18 protein-coding genes are annotated in these 20,024 nt (G+C 65.1%); 5 read left to right on the top strand and 13 right to left on the bottom strand.

The genetic code is table 11. The features are described 5' to 3' along the window. Positions 1-32: 32 nt before the first annotated feature. From cmk to mtnA, 9 genes are all read right to left on the bottom strand, one after another. A complete protein-coding gene (gene cmk, locus B1C78_RS07105) occupies positions 33-713 on the bottom strand; it encodes a (d)CMP kinase (protein WP_077278466.1) in 681 nt (226 codons plus the stop codon). Further along, a complete protein-coding gene (gene aroA, locus B1C78_RS07100; RefSeq protein WP_077278465.1) occupies positions 710-2,035 on the bottom strand; it encodes a 3-phosphoshikimate 1-carboxyvinyltransferase in 1,326 nt (441 codons plus the stop codon). The genes cmk and aroA overlap by 4 nt, the downstream gene beginning before the upstream one ends. 255 nt (positions 2,036-2,290) lie before the next feature. Beyond that, positions 2,291-3,148 (bottom strand): prephenate dehydrogenase, encoded by an 858-nt coding sequence (locus B1C78_RS07095; RefSeq protein ID WP_077278464.1) that lies wholly within the window; start codon positions 3,146-3,148, stop codon positions 2,291-2,293. Continuing rightward, positions 3,145-4,266, bottom strand: a complete 1,122-nt coding sequence (hisC, locus tag B1C78_RS07090; RefSeq protein ID WP_077278463.1) for a histidinol-phosphate transaminase — start codon at positions 4,264-4,266, stop codon at positions 3,145-3,147. Before hisC ends, B1C78_RS07095 begins: the two co-directional genes overlap by 4 nt. A 109-nt stretch (positions 4,267-4,375) precedes the next feature. Continuing rightward, a complete protein-coding gene (gene pheA / locus B1C78_RS07085) occupies positions 4,376-5,467 on the bottom strand; it encodes a prephenate dehydratase (RefSeq protein WP_077278462.1) in 1,092 nt (363 codons plus the stop codon). Between the two features lie 6 nt (positions 5,468-5,473). Beyond that, positions 5,474-6,637 (bottom strand): phosphoglycerate dehydrogenase, encoded by a 1,164-nt coding sequence (locus B1C78_RS07080; protein ID WP_077278461.1) that lies wholly within the window; start codon positions 6,635-6,637, stop codon positions 5,474-5,476. A gap of 220 nt (positions 6,638-6,857) precedes the next feature. Beyond that, complete coding sequence (gene serC, locus B1C78_RS07075) at positions 6,858-7,940, bottom strand: 3-phosphoserine/phosphohydroxythreonine transaminase (protein WP_077278460.1); 1,083 nt, start codon at positions 7,938-7,940, stop codon at positions 6,858-6,860. 118 nt (positions 7,941-8,058) lie between these two features. Then, on the bottom strand, positions 8,059-10,632 hold the full coding sequence (gene gyrA / locus B1C78_RS07070) for a DNA gyrase subunit A (RefSeq protein ID WP_077278459.1): 2,574 nt from the start codon (positions 10,630-10,632) through the stop codon (positions 8,059-8,061). Between the two features lie 214 nt (positions 10,633-10,846). Continuing rightward, entirely contained in the window at positions 10,847-11,905 is a 1,059-nt protein-coding gene (gene mtnA, locus B1C78_RS07065) for an S-methyl-5-thioribose-1-phosphate isomerase (protein WP_077278458.1), read from the bottom strand. Between the two features lie 113 nt (positions 11,906-12,018). On the opposite strand from mtnA, the gene B1C78_RS07060 reads away from it, so the two are divergent. Next, a complete protein-coding gene (locus B1C78_RS07060; protein ID WP_077278457.1) occupies positions 12,019-12,834 on the top strand; it encodes a mechanosensitive ion channel family protein in 816 nt (271 codons plus the stop codon). A gap of 161 nt (positions 12,835-12,995) precedes the next feature. Next, complete coding sequence (locus B1C78_RS07055; protein WP_077278456.1) at positions 12,996-13,370, top strand: TolB-like translocation protein; 375 nt, start codon at positions 12,996-12,998, stop codon at positions 13,368-13,370. A gap of 13 nt (positions 13,371-13,383) precedes the next feature. On the opposite strand, the gene B1C78_RS07050 is transcribed toward B1C78_RS07055, so the two are convergent. Beyond that, a complete protein-coding gene (locus B1C78_RS07050) occupies positions 13,384-14,430 on the bottom strand; it encodes a metal-dependent hydrolase (RefSeq protein WP_077278455.1) in 1,047 nt (348 codons plus the stop codon). 9 nt (positions 14,431-14,439) lie between these two features. Then, positions 14,440-15,111 carry a TetR/AcrR family transcriptional regulator gene (locus tag B1C78_RS07045; RefSeq protein WP_077278454.1) on the bottom strand — a complete coding sequence of 224 codons (672 nt, stop codon included), beginning with the start codon at positions 15,109-15,111 and terminating at the stop codon, positions 14,440-14,442. Between the two features lie 169 nt (positions 15,112-15,280). Here B1C78_RS07045 and B1C78_RS07040 point away from each other — a divergent pair, with 169 nt between their 5' ends. Further along, entirely contained in the window at positions 15,281-15,946 is a 666-nt protein-coding gene (locus tag B1C78_RS07040) for a class I SAM-dependent methyltransferase (protein WP_077278453.1), read from the top strand. Positions 15,947-16,010: 64 nt separating this feature from the next. Then, positions 16,011-17,210 carry an MFS transporter gene (locus B1C78_RS07035; RefSeq protein ID WP_077278452.1) on the top strand — a complete coding sequence of 400 codons (1,200 nt, stop codon included), beginning with the start codon at positions 16,011-16,013 and terminating at the stop codon, positions 17,208-17,210. Between the two features lie 221 nt (positions 17,211-17,431). On the opposite strand, the gene B1C78_RS07030 is transcribed toward B1C78_RS07035, so the two are convergent. Further along, positions 17,432-18,481 (bottom strand): DUF21 domain-containing protein, encoded by a 1,050-nt coding sequence (locus B1C78_RS07030; protein ID WP_077278451.1) that lies wholly within the window; start codon positions 18,479-18,481, stop codon positions 17,432-17,434. A 218-nt stretch (positions 18,482-18,699) separates the two neighbouring features. Here B1C78_RS07030 and B1C78_RS17605 point away from each other — a divergent pair, with 218 nt between their 5' ends. After that, complete coding sequence (locus B1C78_RS17605) at positions 18,700-18,852, top strand: hypothetical protein (RefSeq protein WP_175628253.1); 153 nt, start codon at positions 18,700-18,702, stop codon at positions 18,850-18,852. 55 nt (positions 18,853-18,907) lie between these two features. Here the strand turns inward: B1C78_RS17605 and B1C78_RS07025 are convergent, their stop codons facing one another. Continuing rightward, positions 18,908-20,023: a COX15/CtaA family protein gene (locus tag B1C78_RS07025; protein WP_077278450.1), complete on the bottom strand. Its 1,116-nt coding sequence runs from the start codon at positions 20,021-20,023 to the stop codon at positions 18,908-18,910. Position 20,024 lies beyond the last annotated feature (1 nt).

Genomic DNA, 20,024 nt, shown 5'->3' with positions numbered 1-20,024 from the left:
AATATCGGGACCCGGGCAGTCCTGCCCCGGCCTCAGCTGGTTAAACCTCTTTCACGGGCAAGCCGCAACACCTGTTCGAGCACCGCGTCGATGTCCATTTGAGTGGAATCCACCACCACGGCATCATCGGCCGGCTTCAACGGCGCAACGCGCCGCTCGGCGTCCCGGCGGTCGCGTTCGGCGAGCTCCTCCGAAAGGGCGTGAAGATTAGCACTAAGTCCTTGTTCTTTCAACTGCTTATATCGGCGTTTCGCGCGTTCTTCGCAACTGGCGGTCAGAAACACCTTGAGCGGCGCCTGGGCGAACACCACGGTGCCCATGTCCCGGCCGTCCGCAACCAGCCCCGGCGGCCGGCAAAAGGCCCGCTGGCGCTCCAGCAGAGCGTCGCGCACGGCCTGGTGCGCAGCCACCCGTGAGGCCGCGTCACCAGTCTGTTCGGTACGCAGTTCGCCCCCCACCCGCTCGCCGTCCAGCAGGATGACCGGATCCCCGGAATCATCCACCTCAAACCGGACATCGAGATTGCGTGCCAGCGTCGCCAGTGCCTGCACGTCGGCAGGGTCCGTACCGCGGCGCAGGGCCGCCAGCGCCACCAGACGGTACAACGCGCCGCTGTCCAGCCAGTGCCAGCCGAGGCGCTCGGCCACCAGCCGGCTGACCGTGCCCTTGCCGGAGCCGCTGGGCCCGTCCACGGTGATCACCGGCGCCGTCATGACTGCGCCTCCTGGCGGATACCGAGTCCCGCGCCGGCCGCCAGCTCCACGAACCCGGGGAACGATGTGTTCACGTTGGCGCAGTTGCGTATGCGCATCGCCCCGTCCGAGCGAAGGGCCGCCATGGCAAAGCTCATGGCGATGCGATGGTCGCCGTGGCTGTCCACCGTGGCTCCCCGCAGATGTCCTCCCCGGATGCGCATGCCGTCGGGCGTCGGCCGGGCGTCGATGCCGCAGGCCACGAGCCCGTCGGCCATGACCTGGATGCGATCGCTTTCCTTGACGCGCAGTTCCTCCGCCCCGGTGAGCACGGTCTCGCCCTCGGCACAGGCGGCGGCAATGAAGATAGCCGGAAACTCATCGATGGCGAGCGGTACCAGTTCCTCGGGAATGCGCACCCCGCGCAGCACGCCACTGCTGATCCGCAGGTCGGCCACGGGCTCGCCGCCGGCCTCACGCGGGTTCTCCACACGAATGTCCGCGCCCATGAGGCGCAGGATGTCGATCATGCCTACGCGCGTGGGATTCATGCCCACATGCTCCAGCACCACGTCCGAACCCGGGGCAATGCAGGCACCCACCAGAAAGAACGCCGCCGAGGAGATGTCCGCGGGCACATCGATGCGTGTCGCCCTGAGCCGTCCACCGCCCTGGAGGCAGACCGTATCGTCGGTGCGCGTCACCGGGTAGCCGAACCCTGTCAGCATGCGCTCCGTGTGATCCCGGGTGGGCGCCGGTTCGGTGATGCAGGTGGTGCCGTCGGCATACAAACCCGCCAGCAACAGGCTGGATTTCACCTGGGCGCTGGCCACCGGCATCGCGTACGCCATGCCCCGAAGCGGCTGTCCGCCGTGGATGCGAAGCGGCGGTGTACCCGACTCGGCGGTGTCGATCCGGGCCCCCATGGCAGCCAGCGGTTCGGTGACCCGGCGCATGGGGCGCCGCGTCAGCGAGGCATCACCGACCAGCGTGGTGTCGAAGGACTGGCCGGCCAGCAGCCCCGCCATCAGGCGCATGGACGTGCCTGAATTGCCCAGATCCAGAGCCTGGGCGGGCGCCTTGAGGCCGTGCAGCCCGACCCCGTGGACGGTCAGCCGCCCGTCCTCGGGCCCGTCGATCTCCACCCCCATCGCCCGGAATGCCGCCAGCGTGGCCATGCAGTCCTCGCCGTTGAGGAACCCGGTCACCTCCGTGACCCCCTCCGCCAGCGACCCGAGCATGACAGCCCGGTGGGAAATAGACTTGTCCCCCGGCACGCGGATCCGACCGTTAAGTTTTCCGCCTGGGTCGACGTGGAATGCGATTTCTTCTCCTGATGACATGCGTTGATTTCTTGTTTGGGTGAGTGGTTTCTTATTAGGGTATTAACGCGGAGGGCGCAGAGACGCAGAGGACGCAAACTGGAATTCAAAAACTCCTGACAGGATTAACAGGATTTACATGATTTTCATGACAGGGATGACCACGAGATTGCACTGTTTATTATTAATCTTGTGAATCCTGTTAATCCTGTCAAAAAAGCATTTCTTTGCGTCCTCTGCGTCTCTGCGCCCTCCGCGATAATCCGCCAAACCCGTTCAATCACAGAACCTGTCGCGGGCGGACTTGGCGCGGCGGAAGATGGCCAGCAGGGTGTCGCCGTCGCCGTGTTTGACGGCCTCGGTGATGGCGTCCAGATCCTCGCGGTAGTGTTTCATCACCTTGAGGATGGCCTCGCTGTTGGCCAGGCAGATGTCGCGCCACATGACCGGATCGCTTGAGGCGATACGGGTGAAATCCCGAAAGCCCCCGGCCGCGTAACGGAAGATCTCCTCGCGCTCACCCATGCGCGCCAGGCTGTCCACCAGGCCGAAGGCCAGCAGGTGAGGCAGATGGCTGGTGGCCGCCAGCACCTCGTCATGATGGGCCACGGACATCTCCTCCACCTCCGCACCCGTCGCCTGCCACATGGCGCGCACCGTCTCCAGCGCCTCCGCGGCGGTGCTCTCCAGGGGCGTCAGGATCACGCGCCGGCCCTCGAACAGTTCCGGAAAGGCAGCTTCCACGCCGCTCCGCTCCGTGCCCGCAATGGGATGACCCGGAACGAAACCCGCGGGCGCGCCTCCGAAGGCCGCGCTCACGGCATGCACCACACTGGCCTTGGCGCTGCCCACGTCGGTGAGCACCGCATCCTCCCGGATGGCCTCGCGGATGCTGGTGCATACCGGACCCATGGCACCCAGGGGCACCGACAGGAGCACCACGTCCGCGTCCTGCACGGCCTCCGCCGCATCCAGGCAGTAGGTGTCGATCACGCCTTTCTCCACCGCCAGCGCCAGGTGCTGTTCGGAGCGTGAGCAGCCCACCACGGACTGGCAGAATCCGCTGCGCCGCAGCGCCAGCGCCAGGGAACCACCGATCAGACCCACACCGAAGATGCAGAGCCTGCGGATCATCCCCGCAGAACCCGGTCCAGCGCGTCAATGAAACGCCTGTTCTCTTGCTCCCGACCGACGGTCACGCGCAGGTGATTCGGCAGACCGTAGCCGCCCACGGGCCGCACGATCACGCCCTCGCGCAGCAGCGCCTGATACACGGGCCCTGCCTCGCGGCCCACGTCGATGGAGAGAAAGTTGCCCACCGAGGGAATGTAGCCCAGCCCGCGCTCGCGGCAGGCCGCCGTCAGTTGCGCCAGCCCCAGTGTGTTGATGCGCACACTCTCCGTCACGTGGTCGCCGTCATCCAGGGCCGCCAGGGCGCCGGCCTGCGCCAGGCTGTTGGTATTGAAGGGCTGGCGCACCCGGTTGAGGATGTCCGCCACCGCCTCGCCGGACACGCCATAGCCGATGCGCAGGCCCGCGAGGCCGTGAATCTTGGAGAAGGTCCGCGTCACCAGCAGGTTGGGAAACGCCTTCAGCCAGCGGGTCGCATCCGGATAGCCGTCCGCCTGCACGTACTCGAAATAGGCCTCATCCATGACCACCAGCGTTTCGTCCGGCACGCGCTTCAGGAACCCGTGCACCGCGGCCTCGTCCAGCCAGGTCCCGGTGGGATTGTTCGGATTGGCCACGAACACCACCCGCGTATCGGCGTCGATGCGCGACGCCATGGCGTCCAGGTCGTGACCGTAGGGCATCGCGTGGTCGGCCGGATTGGCGGGCGCCACCCTTGCGTCGGCACCGACTGCCTGAACGACGATGGGGTACACCGCGAAGGCATGGGCGCTGAATACGGCATTGCGCCCGGGCTCGAGATACGCCCGCGCAACCAGTTCCAGGATTTCGTTGGAGCCATTGCCCAAAGTGATGCATGCCGGATCCACGTCGAGCAACTCGCCCAGGCGACGCTTGAGGGCAAAACCGTTGCCGTCGGGATACAGCGAGATGCCGCCCAGGTGCCCCCGCAACGCTTCCAGGGCATGGGGGCTCGGACCGAGCGGGTTCTCGTTGGAGGCCAGCTTGATGCTCTCCCGGATGCCCAGCTCCCGTTCCAGCTCCTCGATGGGCTTGCCCGGCTGGTAAGGGGTCAGATCCCGCACACCGGCCAACGCCAGGGCTCGATAATCACAACTCATGGGTTTGGTCCGTTGTCAGTTGTCAGTGGTCAGTTGTAGAGGAGCAGATCACGAGAGCGGGCCAGTGACAACTGACAACTGACCACTGACCACTGACAACTGACCGCCCTCAAAGCACTGCCCGCGGATAGGAGCCGAGGATCTTGACCAGTTCGGCTTCCTTCTCCAGCGCCGCCAGGGCCTTGCGCACCTTGGTGTCCTGCGAATGGCCCTCCACGTCGATGAAGAACACATACTCCCAGTTGACGCAGTGGGACGGCCGGGACTCGATACGCGTCATGCTCACGTCGGCGCGGGCGAAGGGCTCAATCAATCGGAACAACGCGCCCGGCTTGTTTCCGGTCGATAGCAGCAACGAGGTCTTGTCCCGGCCGGACGGGGCGCTGGAGCGCGGGCCGATCACCAGAAAACGGGTGGTGTTGTCGGGCATGTCCTCGATGTTGGCACTGACCGTCTGCAGCCCGTAACGCTCGGCAGCCGCCTGGCTGGCGATGGCGGCCGATGTGCCCTTCTCTTCCTGTATCCGTTTCGCCGCCGCCGCGTTGCTGCTGACGGCAATACGTTCCGCCTGGGGGAGGTTTGCGTCCAGCCATTCCCTGCACTGGGCCAGCGACTGCTGGTGCGAATAGACACGCCGGATCTGGTCCCGGGTGAGATGCTCCGCCGCCAGCAGGTGATGGTGAATGCGCAGCTCCACCTCACCGCAGATGTGCAGGGGGGACTGCATGAAGCGGTCCAGGGTGTGTGTCACGACGCCTTCGGTGGAATTCTCCACCGGCACCACGCCGTAGTGGGCCGCGCCCGACTCCACCTCGCGAAAGATCTCGTCGATGGCGCCCAGGGGCACGGTGGTGACGGAATGACCGAAATGCTTCACCGCGGCCGCCTGGGTGAACGTCCCTTCGGGCCCCAGGAAGGCCACCTTGAGCGGCTCCTCCAGCGCCAGGCACGCGGACATGATCTCCCGGAACAGCCGCGCGACCTCCTCGGAATCCAGAGGGCCGGGATTGTTGTCCTGGACCCGGCGCAGGATGCGCGCCTCGCGGTCAGGCCGATAAAACTCCGCGTCCGGATCCTGCGCCCGCTTGATCTGGGCCACCTCCTGGGCACAACGGGCACGCTCGCTGATCAGTTTCAGCAGTTCGTCGTCCAGGGCATCGATGCGCGCCCGGATCGTCTCCAGTGGATCCCGTTCGCTCATGAGTCTTTACAGCACCCGCACTCGCAGTACGCCGTCGATGGCGTCCAGCTCCCTGGCTGCATCTTCGGTGATCTCGCCCTCCACGTCCATGATGCTGTAGGCGATGGCGCCCCGGGACTCGTTGACCATGTGCACGATGTTGAGGTTCGCCTTGCCCAGGATATGGGACATCTGGCCAACCATGTCCGGCAGGTTGCGATTGACCACCGTCACGCGGTGATCTCCCGCCCGGGGCAGGAACAGGTCGGGCAGGTTGACAGAGTTGCGCACGTTGCCGTTCTCCAGGTACTCGCGCAACTCCTCGGCCACGATGACGGCACAATTCTCCTCCGCCTCGCGGGTCGAGGCACCCAGATGGGGGAGCACGACGACCCTCGGGTGCGCCATCAGTTGCGGGCTCGGAAAATCCGACACGTACGCATGCAGGCGCCCCTCGTCCAGCGCCACGCAGGCCGCTTCATCGTCAACGATACCGGCGCGTGCGAAGTTGAGAATGACCGCCCCGGGCTTCATGCGCTGCAGCCGGTCGGCGTTGATCATGCTCCGGGTTGCTTCCACCAGGGGCACGTGGAAGGTCAGGAAATCGGCCTTGCTCAGCAGTTCGTCCACGGTGGCCGCGTGCTGCACGTCGGACGAGAGCTGCCAGGCCCTGTGCACCGTGATCTTCGGATCGTAGCCGATCACGTGCATTCCGAGTGCCCGCGCCGCGTTGGCCACCTGAACCCCGATGGCTCCGAGGCCGATCACACCCAGCACACGTCCGGGCAGCTCGAACCCCACGAACTTCTTCTTGCCCGCCTCCACGTGCCGCTCAAGATCCGGCGATGCGGTATCCAGGGTACGGGTGTAATCGTAGGCGCCGAACAGGTTGCGCGCGGCGATGAGCATGCCCGCCACCACCAGCTCCTTGACCGCGTTGGCATTGGCGCCCGGGGCATTGAACACGGCGACGCCGCGCTCGCTCATCTCCTCCACCGGGATATTGTTGACCCCGGCACCGGCGCGGCCGATGGCCTTCACCTCGTCCGGAATCTTCATGTCGCGCATGTTGTGGGAGCGCACGAGAATCGCATCCGGATGCGACATCTCCGAAGAGATCTCGTAGTGATCCCGCGGAAAGCAGTCCAGCCCCTTAACGGAAATATTGTTCAGCGTAAGTATCTTGTACATGTGGGGTATGCCTTGAAATACCTTTTGCCAACAAAAGGCAGATGTCTCTCGCAAAGACGCCAAGTGCGCCAAGACGAAAGAGTGATTTTAACAGTAATGATCTCTTGGCGTGCTTCGCGTCTTTGCGAGAACAATTCTTTTCTTCTCTCTTGCCACAGAGGCCACAAAGGACGTTTAGCCACAGAGGTCACANNTGTGACCTCTGTGGCTAAACCATCATTCAGCCCTTGCGTTGTTCGAAGTCCGTCATGAAATCAACCAGGGCGCTCACGCCCGCCTCGGGCATGGCGTTGTAGATGCTTGCGCGCATGCCGCCCACGGAGCGGTGGCCCTTGAGGTTGGTCAGACCCATGGATTCGGCCTCCTTGAGAAACTCCCCGTCCAGCTCCGGCTTCGCCAGGGTGAAGGGCACGTTCATCCAGGAGCGGCTCTCGATCGCGACCGGGTTGGTGTAAAAGTCCGAGGCATCGATGGCGGCGTAGAGCTTCTCGGCCTTGCGCCGGTTGATCTCCGCCATGGCCGCGAGCCCGCCCAGGTCCAGCAGCCACTTGAACACCAGGCCCGCCAGATACCATCCGTATGTGGGCGGCGTGTTGTACATGGAGCCGTTCTCGGCATGCGTCCTGTAGTCGAACATCGTGGGCGTGCCTTCGGTGGCATCGCCGATCAGGTCCTCGCGCACGATGACGATGGTCAGACCGGCCGGGCCGATGTTCTTCTGCGCCCCGGCGTAGATGACACCGTAGCGGGACACGTCCACCGGACGTGACAGGATCGTGGAGGACATGTCCGCCACCAGGGGCGTGTCGCCCGTCCGCGGGATCCAGTGAAACTCCACCCCGCCGATGGTCTCGTTGGGCGTGTAATGCACATAGGCCGCGTCACCGCTCAGCTGCCAGGTGTCAAAGACCGGAATCGAGTTGAAACCGTCGGCCTCCCCGGTCGCGGCCACATTCACGTCCGCGAACCTGCGCCCCTCGGCGATGGCCTTCTTGGACCAGGCACCCGTGTTGATATAGTCGGCACGCGTTTTCCCACGCAGCAGGTTCATGGGCACCATGGCGAACTGGGCCGATGCGCCCCCCTGGAGGAACAGCACCCGATAGTTGTCCGGGATGCTCAGCAGGGCGCGCAGATCGCGCTCAGCCTCCTCGGCAATGGACATGAACGCCTTGCCCCGGTGGCTCATCTCCATGACGGACATGCCGGTTCCGTTCCAGTCCAGCATCTCCTCCCGGGCCCGTTCGAGCACCGGCTCGGGCAACATAGCGGGACCTGCACTGAAATTGAAAACGCGTGTCATGGGGACCTCTGGTTGGTGTTCTCTAGATGTTTATCCGAATGCTTTCGGGTCCGTCCGGTCATTGCAGGTTGGCGCGCGCCGTGGCGAAACGTCCGGGCCAACCCGCCGTCAGCGCGGATCACGCTTCTTCTTCAGCGGGCGCGTCGCCTTCCTCATCGTCCTCGCCGTTGAGGCCGGCCACCCGCGCCAGTTCCACCAGCAGCTCATCATCGGAAAGCCGGATCAGGCGCACGCCCTGGGTGTTGCGGCCCAGCACGGAGATATCATCCACGGGGGTGCGCACCAGGGTGCCGCCGTTGGTGATCAGCATCACCTCGTCTTCGTCACCCACCAGCGTCGCGCCCACCACCGCGCCGTTGCGCCCGCCGGTCTGGATTGCGATCACGCCCTGGCCACCCCGGTTGTGCACCGGGAAATCCTCGGGCGGCGTACGCTTGCCGTAGCCGTTCTCGGTGGCGATGAGGACGTTGCCCTCGTCAACGATGATCAGTGAGATCACCCGTTGTCCCTCGCCCAGACGCACGCCGCGCACACCGCAGGCCGTGCGGCCCATGGGGCGCACGTTGTCCTCACTGAAGCGAATGGCCTTGCCCGCGGAGGTCAGCAGCATCACGTCGCGGCTGCCGTCGGTGACGGCCACGTCCACCAGTTGATCGCCCTCGCGCAGATCGACGGCGATGATTCCGCTGCTGCGCGGCCTGGAGAAATCCACCAGCGAGGTCTTTTTCACCGTGCCCGAGCTGGTGGCCATGAACACGTAGAGATCCTCCTGATACTCGCGTACCGGCAGGATCGCGTTGATGCGCTCGCCCTCCTCCAGCGGCAGGAGGTTGACGATGGGCTTGCCGCGGGCGGCGCGGCTGCCCTGGGGCAGTTCGTACACCTTGAGCCAGTAGGCCTTGCCGCGGCTGGAGAAGCACAGGATGGTGTCGTGGGTGCTGCACACCACCAGACGGTCGATGAAATCCTCGTCCTTGAAGCTGGTGGCGGACTTGCCCCGCCCGCCCCGCTTCTGGGCCCGGTAGGCGCTCACCGGCTGGTACTTGGCGTAGCCGGCATGGGAGAGGGTCACCACCACGTCCTCCTCGGTGATGAGATCCTCCAGCGTCAGGTCCAGGCGCGTCTCGACGATCTCCGTGCGCCGGTCATCGCCGAACTGCTCGCGCATCTCCAGCAATTCCTCACGGATCACCTGCATGAGCCGGTCCGGGCTGGAGAGGATATCCAGCAGATCGTCGATCTTCTCCAGCAACTCCCTGTACTCGGAGACCACCTTCTCCTGCTCCAGTCCGGTGAGGCGGTGCAGGCGCAGGTCCAGGATGGCCTGGGCCTGGGCCTCCGAGAGGTGGTAGCCGTCGTCTTTCAGCCCGAACGCATCGTCCAGATCCTCGGGCCGTGAGGCAGCGGCCCCGGCCCGGCGGAGCATCTCCTCCACCACACCCGACTTCCAGGCCCGTTCAATCAGGCCGGCCTTGGCCTCGGCCGGGCTCGCGGAGGCCTTGATCAGCGCGATGACCTCGTCGATGTTGGCCAGCGCGACCGCCAGGCCTTCCAGCACGTGGGCCCGCTCGCGGGCCTTGCGCAGATCGAAGATGGTGCGCCGCGTGACCACCTCGCGCCGATGGCGCAGGAAGGCCTCCAGCACCTGCTTCAGGTCCAGCAGCCTCGGCTGCCCGTCCACCAGCGCCACCATGTTGATGCCGAACACGTTCTGCATCTGGGTGTGCTGGTAGAGGTTGTTGAGGATGACCTCCGGGACCTCGCCGCGGCGCAGCTCGATGACCATGCGCATGCCGTCCTTGTCCGACTCGTCGCGCAGCTCGCTGATGCCCTCGAGCTTCTTCTCCTTGACCAGTTCGGCGATCTTCTCCAGCAGACGGGCCTTGTTCACCTGATAGGGCAGCTCCGTCACCACAATGCTCTGGCGCCCCGTCTTCTCATCCTCCTCCACGTGCGAACGTGCCCGCAGGTAGATGCGGCCGCGGCCCGTGTGGTAGGCCTCGTGGATGCCCGTGGCGCCGTTGATGATGCCGGCGGTGGGGAAATCCGGCCCCGGGAGGTACTCCATAAGCCCCGCGATGCCGATGGACGGGTCTTCAATGAGGGCGACGCAGGCGTCCAGCACCTCGCGCAGGTTGTGCGGCGGGATGTTGGTGGCCATGCCCACGGCGATGCCCGCGGAGCCGTTGATGAGCAGATTGGGCAGGCGTGTCGGGAACACCGAGGGCTCGTGTTCGGAGCCGTCGTAGTTCTCGATGAAGTCCACCGTCTCCTTGTCGATGTCCGCCAGCAGCTGGTGCGCCAGCTTCGCCATGCGCACCTCGGTGTAACGCATGGCCGCCGGGGAGTCGCCGTCCACGGAGCCGAAGTTGCCCTGCCCGTCCACCAGCATGTAGCGCATGGAAAAGGGCTGGGCCATGCGCACGATGGTGTCGTAGACCGCGGTATCGCCGTGGGGGTGGTACTTACCGATCACGTCACCCACCACACGGGCCGACTTCTTGTAGGGCTTGTTCCAGTCGTTACCCAGCTCCTGCATGGCATACAGGACCCGGCGGTGCACCGGCTTGAGTCCGTCCCGGACATCGGGCAGCGCCCGCCCGATGATCACGCTCATGGCGTAATCCAGGTAGGACTGGCGCATTTCGTCTTCGAGATTGACGTGCAGGACTTCTTTCGCGAACTCGGCCATGCGGCGGAAAACCCTCACTCAGGGGAGGCTGGCAAAGCGAAAATTGTACCATGCCCGGGGGGTCAGGGTCGATTGAGAAAAGGGCTCAGAAAGGCTCTCAGGCGCTCTGCGAGCGCCTGAGAGCCTTTCTGAAGGATGAAGGTGGAAGGTTGAAGGATGAATGAAGGCGAATGATGCCGACAACGCCGCCCACTCATCCTTCATCCTTCATCCTTCATCCTTCATCCTTCATCCTTCCCATCAGCGTCTCCATCTTCCCCCGATCTGGTCGCTCCACCACCCCCCTTTCCGTGACAATCGCGTCGATCAGGTCCGCGGGGGTCACGTCGAAGGCGGGGTTCCAGGCGCCTGCCCCGTCGGCAGCCACGGGGTGGCCGGCCAGGGAGAGCACCTCGGCGGGCGGGCGTTCCTCGATGGGGATGCCGGCGCCGTCGGGGGTATCCATGTCGATGGTGGAGGTGGGGGCCACCACCATGAAACGCACGCCGTGATGGCGGGCCAGCACGGCCAGAGCATAGGTCCCTATCTTGTTGGCGGTGTCGCCGTTGGCGGCGATGCGGTCGGCCCCGACCACCACCCAGGACACCCGCCCCTGGCGCATGAGGCTGGCCGCGGCGCCCTCACAGACCAGGTCCACGGGTATGCCGTCCTGCACCAGTTCCCAGGCGGTCAGCCGCGACCCCTGCAGCCAGGGACGGGTCTCGTCGGCATAGACCCTGCTGATGCGATTGTTTTCGAATGCGCTGCGAATGACGCCCAGGGCCGTGCCGTAGCCGCCGGTGGCCAGTGAGCCCGTATTGCAATGGGTCAGCACCGCGTCGCTGCCACCGAGCAGCGCGGCGCCGAGTTCCCCCATGCGTCGGTTGGCTGCCAGATCCTCGTCGTGAATGCGGCGGGCTTCTTCCTCCAGCGCGGCCGGGACATCCGTTGCGCCCGCCTCGAGCACGCCTCGCATCCGGGCCAGGGCCCAGAACAGGTTGACCGCGGTGGGCCTGGCGGCGGCCAGCCGTTGCATGTCCGGTTCCAGAGCCGCCGGCCAGTCGGCCGTATCCGCGGGCAGGGCTCGGGCCGCCAGCACCACGCCGTAGGCCGCCGTGATGCCGATGGCCGGTGCGCCACGCACCACCATGTCGCGGATGGCCTCGGCGACTGCGCCAGCGTCCCGGATATCCAGGTAGACGGTCTCCGCGGGCAGAAGACGCTGGTCCAGCAGTCGAAGGTGATTGCCGCTCCACTGCACGGCGCGCACGGTGTCATGGGTTGCGTTGTTCATGGGCGCCGATTGTACCCCGGGCCGATCCGACCCGAAACGCGCCCACACATCGTCCGACGTGTTTCGGAATCGGTGTTATAAGACGTCTACATTCACCCCGCCGGGAGCCTCCAATGGACACCATTAATACCGCCATGATCGTCAACGAGTACGTGATGCCCTGGACCGTCAACATCGCCCTGGCCCTGGCCATCCTGGTCATCGGTCTGTGGCTGGTGAAGTACCTGGTCCGCATCGCCGACCGGCTCATGCAGCGCACGGGGATGGATCCCATGCTCACCGGCTTCTTCGCCTCCATTCTTCGCGCCCTGGCCACCGTGTTCGTGATCATCGCGGCGCTGGATCAGCTCGGCGTACACACCACCTCCCTGATCGCGGTGCTCGGTGCCGCTGGCCTGGCCATCGGTCTGGCCATGCAGGGCTCCCTGGGCAATCTGGCCTCAGGTGTCATGATCATCCTGTTCAAGCCCTTCAAGGTGGGAGACTTCATCGAGGCGGCAGGTACCGCTGGCGTGGTGGAGCAGATTCGCATCTTCCAGACGGTGCTGCGCACCCCGGACAACCGGGAGATCACGGTACCCAACGGGCGCATCAGCGACGGCATCATTGTCAACGTCACCGCCCGCGACACCCGCCGCGTGGACCTGGTGTTCGGTATCGGCTACGGGGACGACCTGGCCCGGGCCCGCGACCTGATCATGGAGGTCATCGAGGCCGACGAGCGGATTCTCAAGGACCCTGCACCCGCCGTGGTGCTCGCCGATCTGGCCGACAGCAGCGTCAATATCGCGGTGCGCCCGTGGGTCAACAGCGGTGACTTCTGGCCGGTGCGCGCCGACCTGCTGGAGAAGATCAAGGCTGCATTCGACGCCAACAACATCAACATCCCCTACCCGCAGCGGGACGTGCATCTGTATGAGGTGAAATAAATCGCTGCGGCATTATCATGACAAATCAGGATGGGCGCGACGCACTCTGAAAAGTGCAACCCCCATGCTTCAGGCTGTTGGGGTTCGCTTCGCTCACCCCAACCTACGCCCCTCACCCCGACCCGCGCCCCGCATGGGCGCCGGATGGATGACAACGACCTATGGAATTCTTCGCAATCGCCCGGATCCACACGAACGCGGAGGGCCTCCGGCGGATCACGATGGACCGGCTGCCGCAGTTCTCTCCATCCATCGAACGTCTGGTGACCGTGCACGACGACGACCATGCCCGCGCCTGGACCGTATGGGGCGAGTTCGACATCGTGCGCCTCCCCGTCACCGGGGGCGTGCGCTTCGTGCTCACCGACTGCGCCAACGCCCTCACCTGGTCACTGACCACCGGACATCCTCCGCAGCCGGACGCCGTGACCGTCCATGCCACCATCAACCGGCCCGAACAGGACCCGGAATTCGTTGAGACCATCGAAGGTTTCGTGGAGGAATGGCGCGAAGCGCTGGAGCGCGAATTCGGCTGATGGCTCCTGCTCTTCAGTCCAGCCACATGGCGCCGCGGCGCCGTTCCCGGTGCCAGGTCCCGTCCATCGTGTCGAAGCACATGCCAAATACGAAGGACGGGGTCAGGGCGGGCAGCGTGAAACGCAGATCCCGGAACCACGCGCAGAGATGCCTGTTGTCCTCAGTCACCTCGTGCAGAACCGGGACGCGCGCAAAATTTCGGAAGTGCCGGAACTCGTCACGGTCCCACGCGACCCGGGCAAACTCCGATTCCTCCCCTTCCCGCCCGAAGCGCGGTGCACGATGCCAGACGGGCTCCCGTGCATATTGCCGGGACATCTCGTCGAACGGGTCCGGCAGCGGCAACCGTTCCGCCAGGCTCCGCCCGTCACGGAAACGCACCCACGCCTTGTAATAGAGATCGTCGTTGCTCACCACCAGCATCCAGTGGGCCGGCGAGAACGGCTGGGGAAGCGCCTCTGCCCCCGCCTCAGGAAGCCCCATGGACTCTGCAAAGCCCTCTGCCACCGCTTGCGCCCTGTGGTGCACCATGCCCTGCATCCCCACGTAGGCCACCAGAACCACCAGCGCGGCAGCCGACCCCGCCCGCGCATGCCGGGGCCAGCGCCAGGCGGCCACAAGGCCGGCCACGATGATCAGAGTGAAGTACGGGTCGATGACGTAGACCCAGGAAAGCGCCGCACGCCAGTCCGAGAAGGGAAACAGCAGCATCGTCCCGTATGCAGTAATGACGTCGCCGGCGATATGGATGCCGATACCCAGCGCCGCCGGCAGGAAATAGCCGCGCCAGCCGAGCCCGGAGATGCGCCCGATCACCCAGGCCACCAGCAGCGCCCACAGGGGCAGCAGCACCAGCGAGTGGGTGGCCCCCTGGTGCACCACGCTCAGATACCACAGCGTATCCACACCCCGCATCACGAAATCGATGTCGGGAAAGGCGCCGCCGGCGAAACCGGCCAGCACACGACCCCGCACACCCGGCGCCCCGGGGGAAATACGTGCAGGCGTGGCGGCGCGGGCCAGCAGCGCGCCGCTCAGGGCATGGGTCAGGGTGTCCACGAATTCCTGTCAGGAGGCCGATGAAGAGGAACCGGACGTTGGCACTTCCTCCTCGGTATCCTCCCCGGAGACCGGACCCAGGTGGTGCACCGTGCGCTCCGGCACGAACATGAAGGACGGCAGCCATTCCGCCGCCCGCAGCAGGCGGTCCAGCAGGCGCCGGGTGGCCGCCGAGTCGGTGGAGTCGTCGTTCATCCAGTAAAAGAAGGTCGCCAGGTAGATGCTGGTGAGTACCGTCTCCTCCAATGCCCGGGTGAGAAAGGCCGCGTCACGCCGGGCCCCCTCACGGATCCACTGCACCGTGCGGCTCACGCGCAGCAGGCCACGTGCCTGCATGTGCACGTGCCCGGGCTCGAAGCGGCCGTAGATCATCTCCCGGGTCACGCGGCGGTGTCCGGCCAGCGCTTCCAGCCAGGTCATGATCAGGCGGTGAAGGCGTACACGGGCCGGCAGTTCCGTGAACCCGGGTTCGGCGCTGGCGTCCAGCACCGCGGCGTCGGCACGGTCGAACCATCCCTCGATGACGTCCTCCTTTTCGCGGAAGTGGGCGCGCACGTCGTTGAGTCCCACGCCCAGAACCTTCGCCACGTCAAAGAGGCGCACTTCCTCCCAGGACCGCTCCTCGGCCAGCGCCACGGCCGCATCGACGATCTTCTCGCGCAGGTCGGCTTTCTTTGGCATGTCCTGTCCTCCGGGGCCGTTGAACCTGCGCCCGGCGGGTTGACATGTCCCGGCCCGGGGCGCAGAAAAGGGGCTGCGGCATCAGGCAGTTGCCGAGTACCGGACTGCTCCTGAGCATAGCTTGCCCGCATGGCCGCATGCTTCGCAAACCGATCAACGGGATTCATCCATGTCCAGGCGCACCACACCGCTCACAGAGGCCCTGCACGCCTATCTGCTCGAATACTCCCTGCGGGAACACCCCCTCCTGAAACGACTGCGCGACGAGACCGCAGCCCTGCCGCAGGCCAACATGCAGATCGCTCCGGAACAGGCCCAGTTCATGCAACTGCTCATCGGCCTTGGCGGGGCGCGTCGTTGCCTGGAGATCGGTACCTTCACCGGATACAGCAGTCTGGCCATGGCGCTGTCGCTGCCCGCGGATGGCGAGGTGGTCACCTGCGATCTGAGCGAGGAATGGACCGCCATGGCCCGGCGATTCTGGGAAGCGGCAGGCGTTGACAGCCGCATCCGGCTTGAACTCGGGCCTGCCGAGGACACGCTGAACCGCCTGGTCAGCGAGGGTGAGTCGGGTCGGTTCGATTTCGCCTTCATCGACGCGGACAAGGCGGGCTACGCCACGTACTACGACCTGTGCCTCCGGCTGCTGCGCCCGGGCGGACTGATCGCGGTGGACAACACGTTGTGGGGCGGCAGCGTCGCGGATCCTTCCGTGACGGATTCCGATACGCTGGCCATCCGCGAGTTCAACCGCATGTTGCGGGACGATCCGCGCATCGACCTGAGCCTCGTGCCCATCGGCGACGGGCTTAGCCTGGCACGCAAGAGACCGTGAAAAGGCTCCCGACTGCACCACCGGGACACCGGTGCACACAACTGTGCGCGGAATTCCGCCTGCCATGAAGATCTGGCCCCTAGCGCTCGGCATCTACCTGCTCATGCTGCCGGTCACCGCCATGGTGCCGCTGCTCTACCAGCTGACCGAAGGCCGATATCCCGGTCTGTCGGATCTGGACCGCCACCTGTTCATGTCCGCCAACATGGCCGGAGCACTGATCTTTGCGGTACTGGCCGGCCTGCTCTCGGACCGCCTGGGCAGGCGCAAGGCCTTGATCGTACCGGCCCTGGCCATCAACGGCTTTGCCCTGCTGCTCATGCTGGGGCACTGGCCCTACCCGGTGTATCTGGGCCTGCGCTTCATCGAAGGCTGCGCGCACATGACTGCTTTGAGCCTCGCCATGACGCTTGCCGCGGACACCGCCCGAAAGGGCCGCGAAGGGGGCGCCATGGGACTGGTGGGCGCCGCCATGAGCCTGGGCGTGGCCAGCGGCAGCGTGCTGGGCGGGCAACTGGGCGCGGAGGTGCCGGAACGGGTGTTCCTGTGGGGAGGCATTCTGATGATCATGCTGGCCCTCGCCGCCTCACGGGTCGTGCGCGACACACCCGCAACCGGCCGACCGCTCAACCTGCGCTCGCTGCTGAATCTCACGCTTGAACGACGCGCCCTATTGGTGCCCTATGCGTTCACCTTCGTGGACCGGCTCACCGTGGGATTCATTATTTCAACGGTCTCGCTGTACTTCGCCACCGTGCTCGGTTTCGACGCCGCGCGCATCGGCATCGTCATGGCCGCCTTCCTGTTGCCCTTTGCCGTACTGACTTACCCCGCCGGCCTCTTGTGCCATCGCTGGGATGCCGCCCTGATGATGGCCGTGGGCAGTCTGCTCTATGGCGGTGTGCTGGCCGGCCTCGGACTGGTCGCCGACAACATGGTGCTGATGTGGATGGCCCTGGGCGGCGTGGTGGCGGCGCTCATGTTCGCACCGTCGCTGGTGCTGGTGGCCCGGCTGGCCGACCCTGCCCAGCGCGCCACCGCCATGGGCGGTTTTCACCTGGCCGGTTCACTGGGCTTCATGCTGGGCCCGCTAGTGGGCGTCGGGGTGCTCACCGGTCTGCAGGCCGCAGGCGCGGCGCCGTACCCGGGGGTGTTCTTCGTCGTGGGCGGCCTGGAAGCGCTGTGTGTGCTCATCTGCCTGCCCTGGATTCTGCGCCTTCACCGAAGCGCTGCGGCGCAGGCGGCCACGGGCGCCGGTGAGTAAAAGGCAATGGACAGGATGAACAGGATTTTTCAGGATTAACAGGGTGAAAGAACAATGAACAAGGAATAGACAGGATTAACATGATTGACATGATTAAAAGCTCTTCAGAACAATCATGTAAATCATGTTAATCCTGTCTGAAAGCCTTTTGTTCTTGTTACTTGTCCTTACTTGTTAATCCTGAAAAATCCTGTTCATCCTGTCCATTCAGGGCGACCACCTCACATCCCGCCCACCGCAGCCGCCGGCCTGTGAGCCGGTGCGGCCCGGGCGATGCCGCGCAGCAGCCGGCCGAGGATGTCCGTGCCGGTAACCACCCGTGGCCGCTCCCCCCAGAGCAGGATAATGTCGTTCTCCAGGATATCGTCGTGGGGACCGGCCGATCCGGCCCGGAACCGTGGCAGCAACTCACCCAGTTTCGTACTGGCGTCGCGGACCATGATTGGCCGGTGGCAGTGCCGGTAGGGGCTGAAGCGCTCCGGTGCGAACAGCGCCTCACGGATGAAGTCCTCCGCACGGAGCACCATCCGGGGTTCTCCCTGCGGATCGACGATCACCAGCCAGCTCTTGCCGGAACGGTTCACGTCGCACAGAAACGGATCACCGGCGTTCGCCTGTATGGGTGGAAACTGCGGCCGCCCGCCATCGTCGAAATTCATGACCAGTACGCTTTCAGGGTCCACCGGCTCGCCTTCCTCGGCCAACGGCACGTCATCCAGCTCCAGAAAGTTGAGCGCCCCCTGCCCTTCGACCCGGGCGATGTCACTCTCGCCGGACTCCATGTGCAGCTGGATCACCCGACGCAGGTCCCGTTCACGGAAATAGCGGATCCCTTCGCCACCCAGCCACGCGTCCAGCACCAGGGCCGTCGGTTTGGCCACCGGGTACAGCAGATACTGATAGGCGCGCAGCAGCGGCGCGAGCGCGGATGCCATTCGCAGGGCGTGGCGCGTGAAGTAGGACTGGGGAATGATCTCCGCGAATACGGTGATCACCACCGTCGAGAAGAAAAACGCCGCCACGCCGCCCAGTACGGAACCCGAAAGCAACGCCAGCAACACGTTGACGCCGACATTGCCCCACAGGATGGTCACCAGGGCGAAGTTCGCATCCCTGCGCAGCTCCAGCACCCGCTGCGCTCCCGGGTGTCCCTTGCGGGCCTCCACCTCCAGCTCCAGTGTGCCCAGGGAAAACAGACCCAGGTTGAGCCCCGACAACATGGCCGACTGGGAAAGGCACAGCAAGATGGCGATCCAGGTGAGCAGGTCCATAACCGTCCTCCCGAAGGTCTGCGCTTCACCCTACACCACAACGGCGTATACCCACATATCTAACCGGGATCGCGGTTCAGGCTCGTCTTCGCCTGCTCCCACGATCCCGGTGAGGTATGCGGGTATACTGAGCACCCGATACGCATAGGCGGAGCGTCGTGCACGCCCCGCCGGACGGGTGACACCGTCGCGGCCTTCATCAACGTGGGAGTTCTCTTGTGAGCGTGCTGGAAGAGTTGGGTGCATTCTGGATCATCGGCATCGCCTTCAATGTCACCCTGGCGGCCGTACTGATCTGGTGGGTCCTGCGGCAGATCAAACCCCACCGGCCCGCACCCGGAAAAGAGAGCAGCAGCCGGGACGACCGCTGAAGACACTCACCCGCCTGTCTCGTCACCGTTTGGCGCGAGGGCGTCGAGATGAGGGTTACGCCCCCGATGCCTCCACCTGCCGGGTGGATGCCGCCGCCCGGGCCTCGGCGTGGGCCGCGGCCACCGGCTGCCGCAACCGGTGCACGAGCACCAACAACACGGTGAACAGCACCAGCGCCCATGCCTGATGGGCGGACGCCAGTGAGATGGGAACGTACATCAGCAAGGTGGAGATGCCCAGGATCACCTGCACCACAACCGCTCCCAGCGCCAGGTGAAAACCGAGGCGCATTCCCCCGCGCGGTTCAAGGCGCCAGGCCAGCAACCACATCAGGAAGACCGCGAGCAACAGGCCCATGGCCAGCACCCGGTGGGTGAACTGGACGGTGAGGATGTTCTCGAAGAAGTTCCTCCACAGCGGCTCCTGCGTGAACAGCCCGTCCGGAATCCACTGGCCCTGCATCAGGGGGAACGTACTGAAGGCGTACCCGGCCTTGGTGCCCGCCACGAAACCGCCGGACAGAATGGTTACGAAGGCAAAGCCCGTGACCACCATCACCACGCGACGCAGCACGGGTGACTGTCCTTGCGGGGGCGCGGCCGTGGGCCGCCCCCGGCTCAGCAAATCCATGGCCACCCAGAGCATGTAGGCATAGATCACCACGGCCAGGCCCAGGTGGGCGGTGAGCCGGTAGGGACTCACCTGGGGCACATCGATCAACCCACTCTTGACCATGTACCAGCCCAGCACGCCCTGCAGGCCACCCAGCACGAACATGGCCACCAGCTTGGGACGCAGGGAAGCCTCGATCTTGCCGCGTACCCAGAAGTAAAGCATCGGCAGCAGGAAGGCCAGACCGATACCGCGCCCGATCATTCGGTGTATGTACTCCAGCCAGTAGATGCCCTTGAACTCTTCAACCGTCATGCCCCTGTTGACGTGGAGATACTCGGGGGACGTCCGGTACTGCTCAAACACGGCCTGCCACTCGGCATCACTCATGGGGGGAAACAGGCCGAAGATCGGATTCCACTCGACCATCGAGAGGCCCGATCCCGTCAACCGCGTCAGCCCACCCACGACCACAATGACGAAGACGAGGGCACAACAGGCCAGCAGCCACACGGCGATCTGCCGGTCGTTTCTCTGGAGAGCTTCGTAGGTAGCCAAC

Origin of the sequence: Thioalkalivibrio denitrificans (assembly GCF_002000365.1) — a bacterium.
Lineage (GTDB): Bacteria > Pseudomonadota > Gammaproteobacteria > Ectothiorhodospirales > Ectothiorhodospiraceae > Thioalkalivibrio_A > Thioalkalivibrio_A denitrificans.
Note: the sequence above shows the minus strand (reverse complement) of the source record. Positions and strands in the feature narration are given on the sequence as shown.

Bases quoted from the DNA above. Each gene is read 5' to 3' on its own strand.
- cmk (WP_077278466.1), bottom strand. From the start codon at position 713: ATGACGGCGCCGGTGATCACCGTGGACGGGCCCAGCGGCTCCGGCAAG.
- aroA (WP_077278465.1), bottom strand. From the start codon at position 2,035: ATGTCATCAGGAGAAGAAATCGCATTCCACGTCGACCCAGGCGGAAAA.
- B1C78_RS07095 (WP_077278464.1), bottom strand. From the start codon at position 3,148: ATGATCCGCAGGCTCTGCATCTTCGGTGTGGGTCTGATCGGTGGTTCC.
- hisC (WP_077278463.1), bottom strand. From the start codon at position 4,266: ATGAGTTGTGATTATCGAGCCCTGGCGTTGGCCGGTGTGCGGGATCTG.
- pheA (WP_077278462.1), bottom strand. From the start codon at position 5,467: ATGAGCGAACGGGATCCACTGGAGACGATCCGGGCGCGCATCGATGCC.
- B1C78_RS07080 (WP_077278461.1), bottom strand. From the start codon at position 6,637: ATGTACAAGATACTTACGCTGAACAATATTTCCGTTAAGGGGCTGGAC.
- serC (WP_077278460.1), bottom strand. From the start codon at position 7,940: ATGACACGCGTTTTCAATTTCAGTGCAGGTCCCGCTATGTTGCCCGAG.
- gyrA (WP_077278459.1), bottom strand. From the start codon at position 10,632: ATGGCCGAGTTCGCGAAAGAAGTCCTGCACGTCAATCTCGAAGACGAA.
- mtnA (WP_077278458.1), bottom strand. From the start codon at position 11,905: ATGAACAACGCAACCCATGACACCGTGCGCGCCGTGCAGTGGAGCGGC.
- B1C78_RS07060 (WP_077278457.1), top strand. From the start codon at position 12,019: ATGGACACCATTAATACCGCCATGATCGTCAACGAGTACGTGATGCCC.
- B1C78_RS07055 (WP_077278456.1), top strand. From the start codon at position 12,996: ATGGAATTCTTCGCAATCGCCCGGATCCACACGAACGCGGAGGGCCTC.
- B1C78_RS07045 (WP_077278454.1), bottom strand. From the start codon at position 15,111: ATGCCAAAGAAAGCCGACCTGCGCGAGAAGATCGTCGATGCGGCCGTG.
- B1C78_RS07040 (WP_077278453.1), top strand. From the start codon at position 15,281: ATGTCCAGGCGCACCACACCGCTCACAGAGGCCCTGCACGCCTATCTG.
- B1C78_RS07035 (WP_077278452.1), top strand. From the start codon at position 16,011: ATGAAGATCTGGCCCCTAGCGCTCGGCATCTACCTGCTCATGCTGCCG.
- B1C78_RS07030 (WP_077278451.1), bottom strand. From the start codon at position 18,481: ATGGACCTGCTCACCTGGATCGCCATCTTGCTGTGCCTTTCCCAGTCG.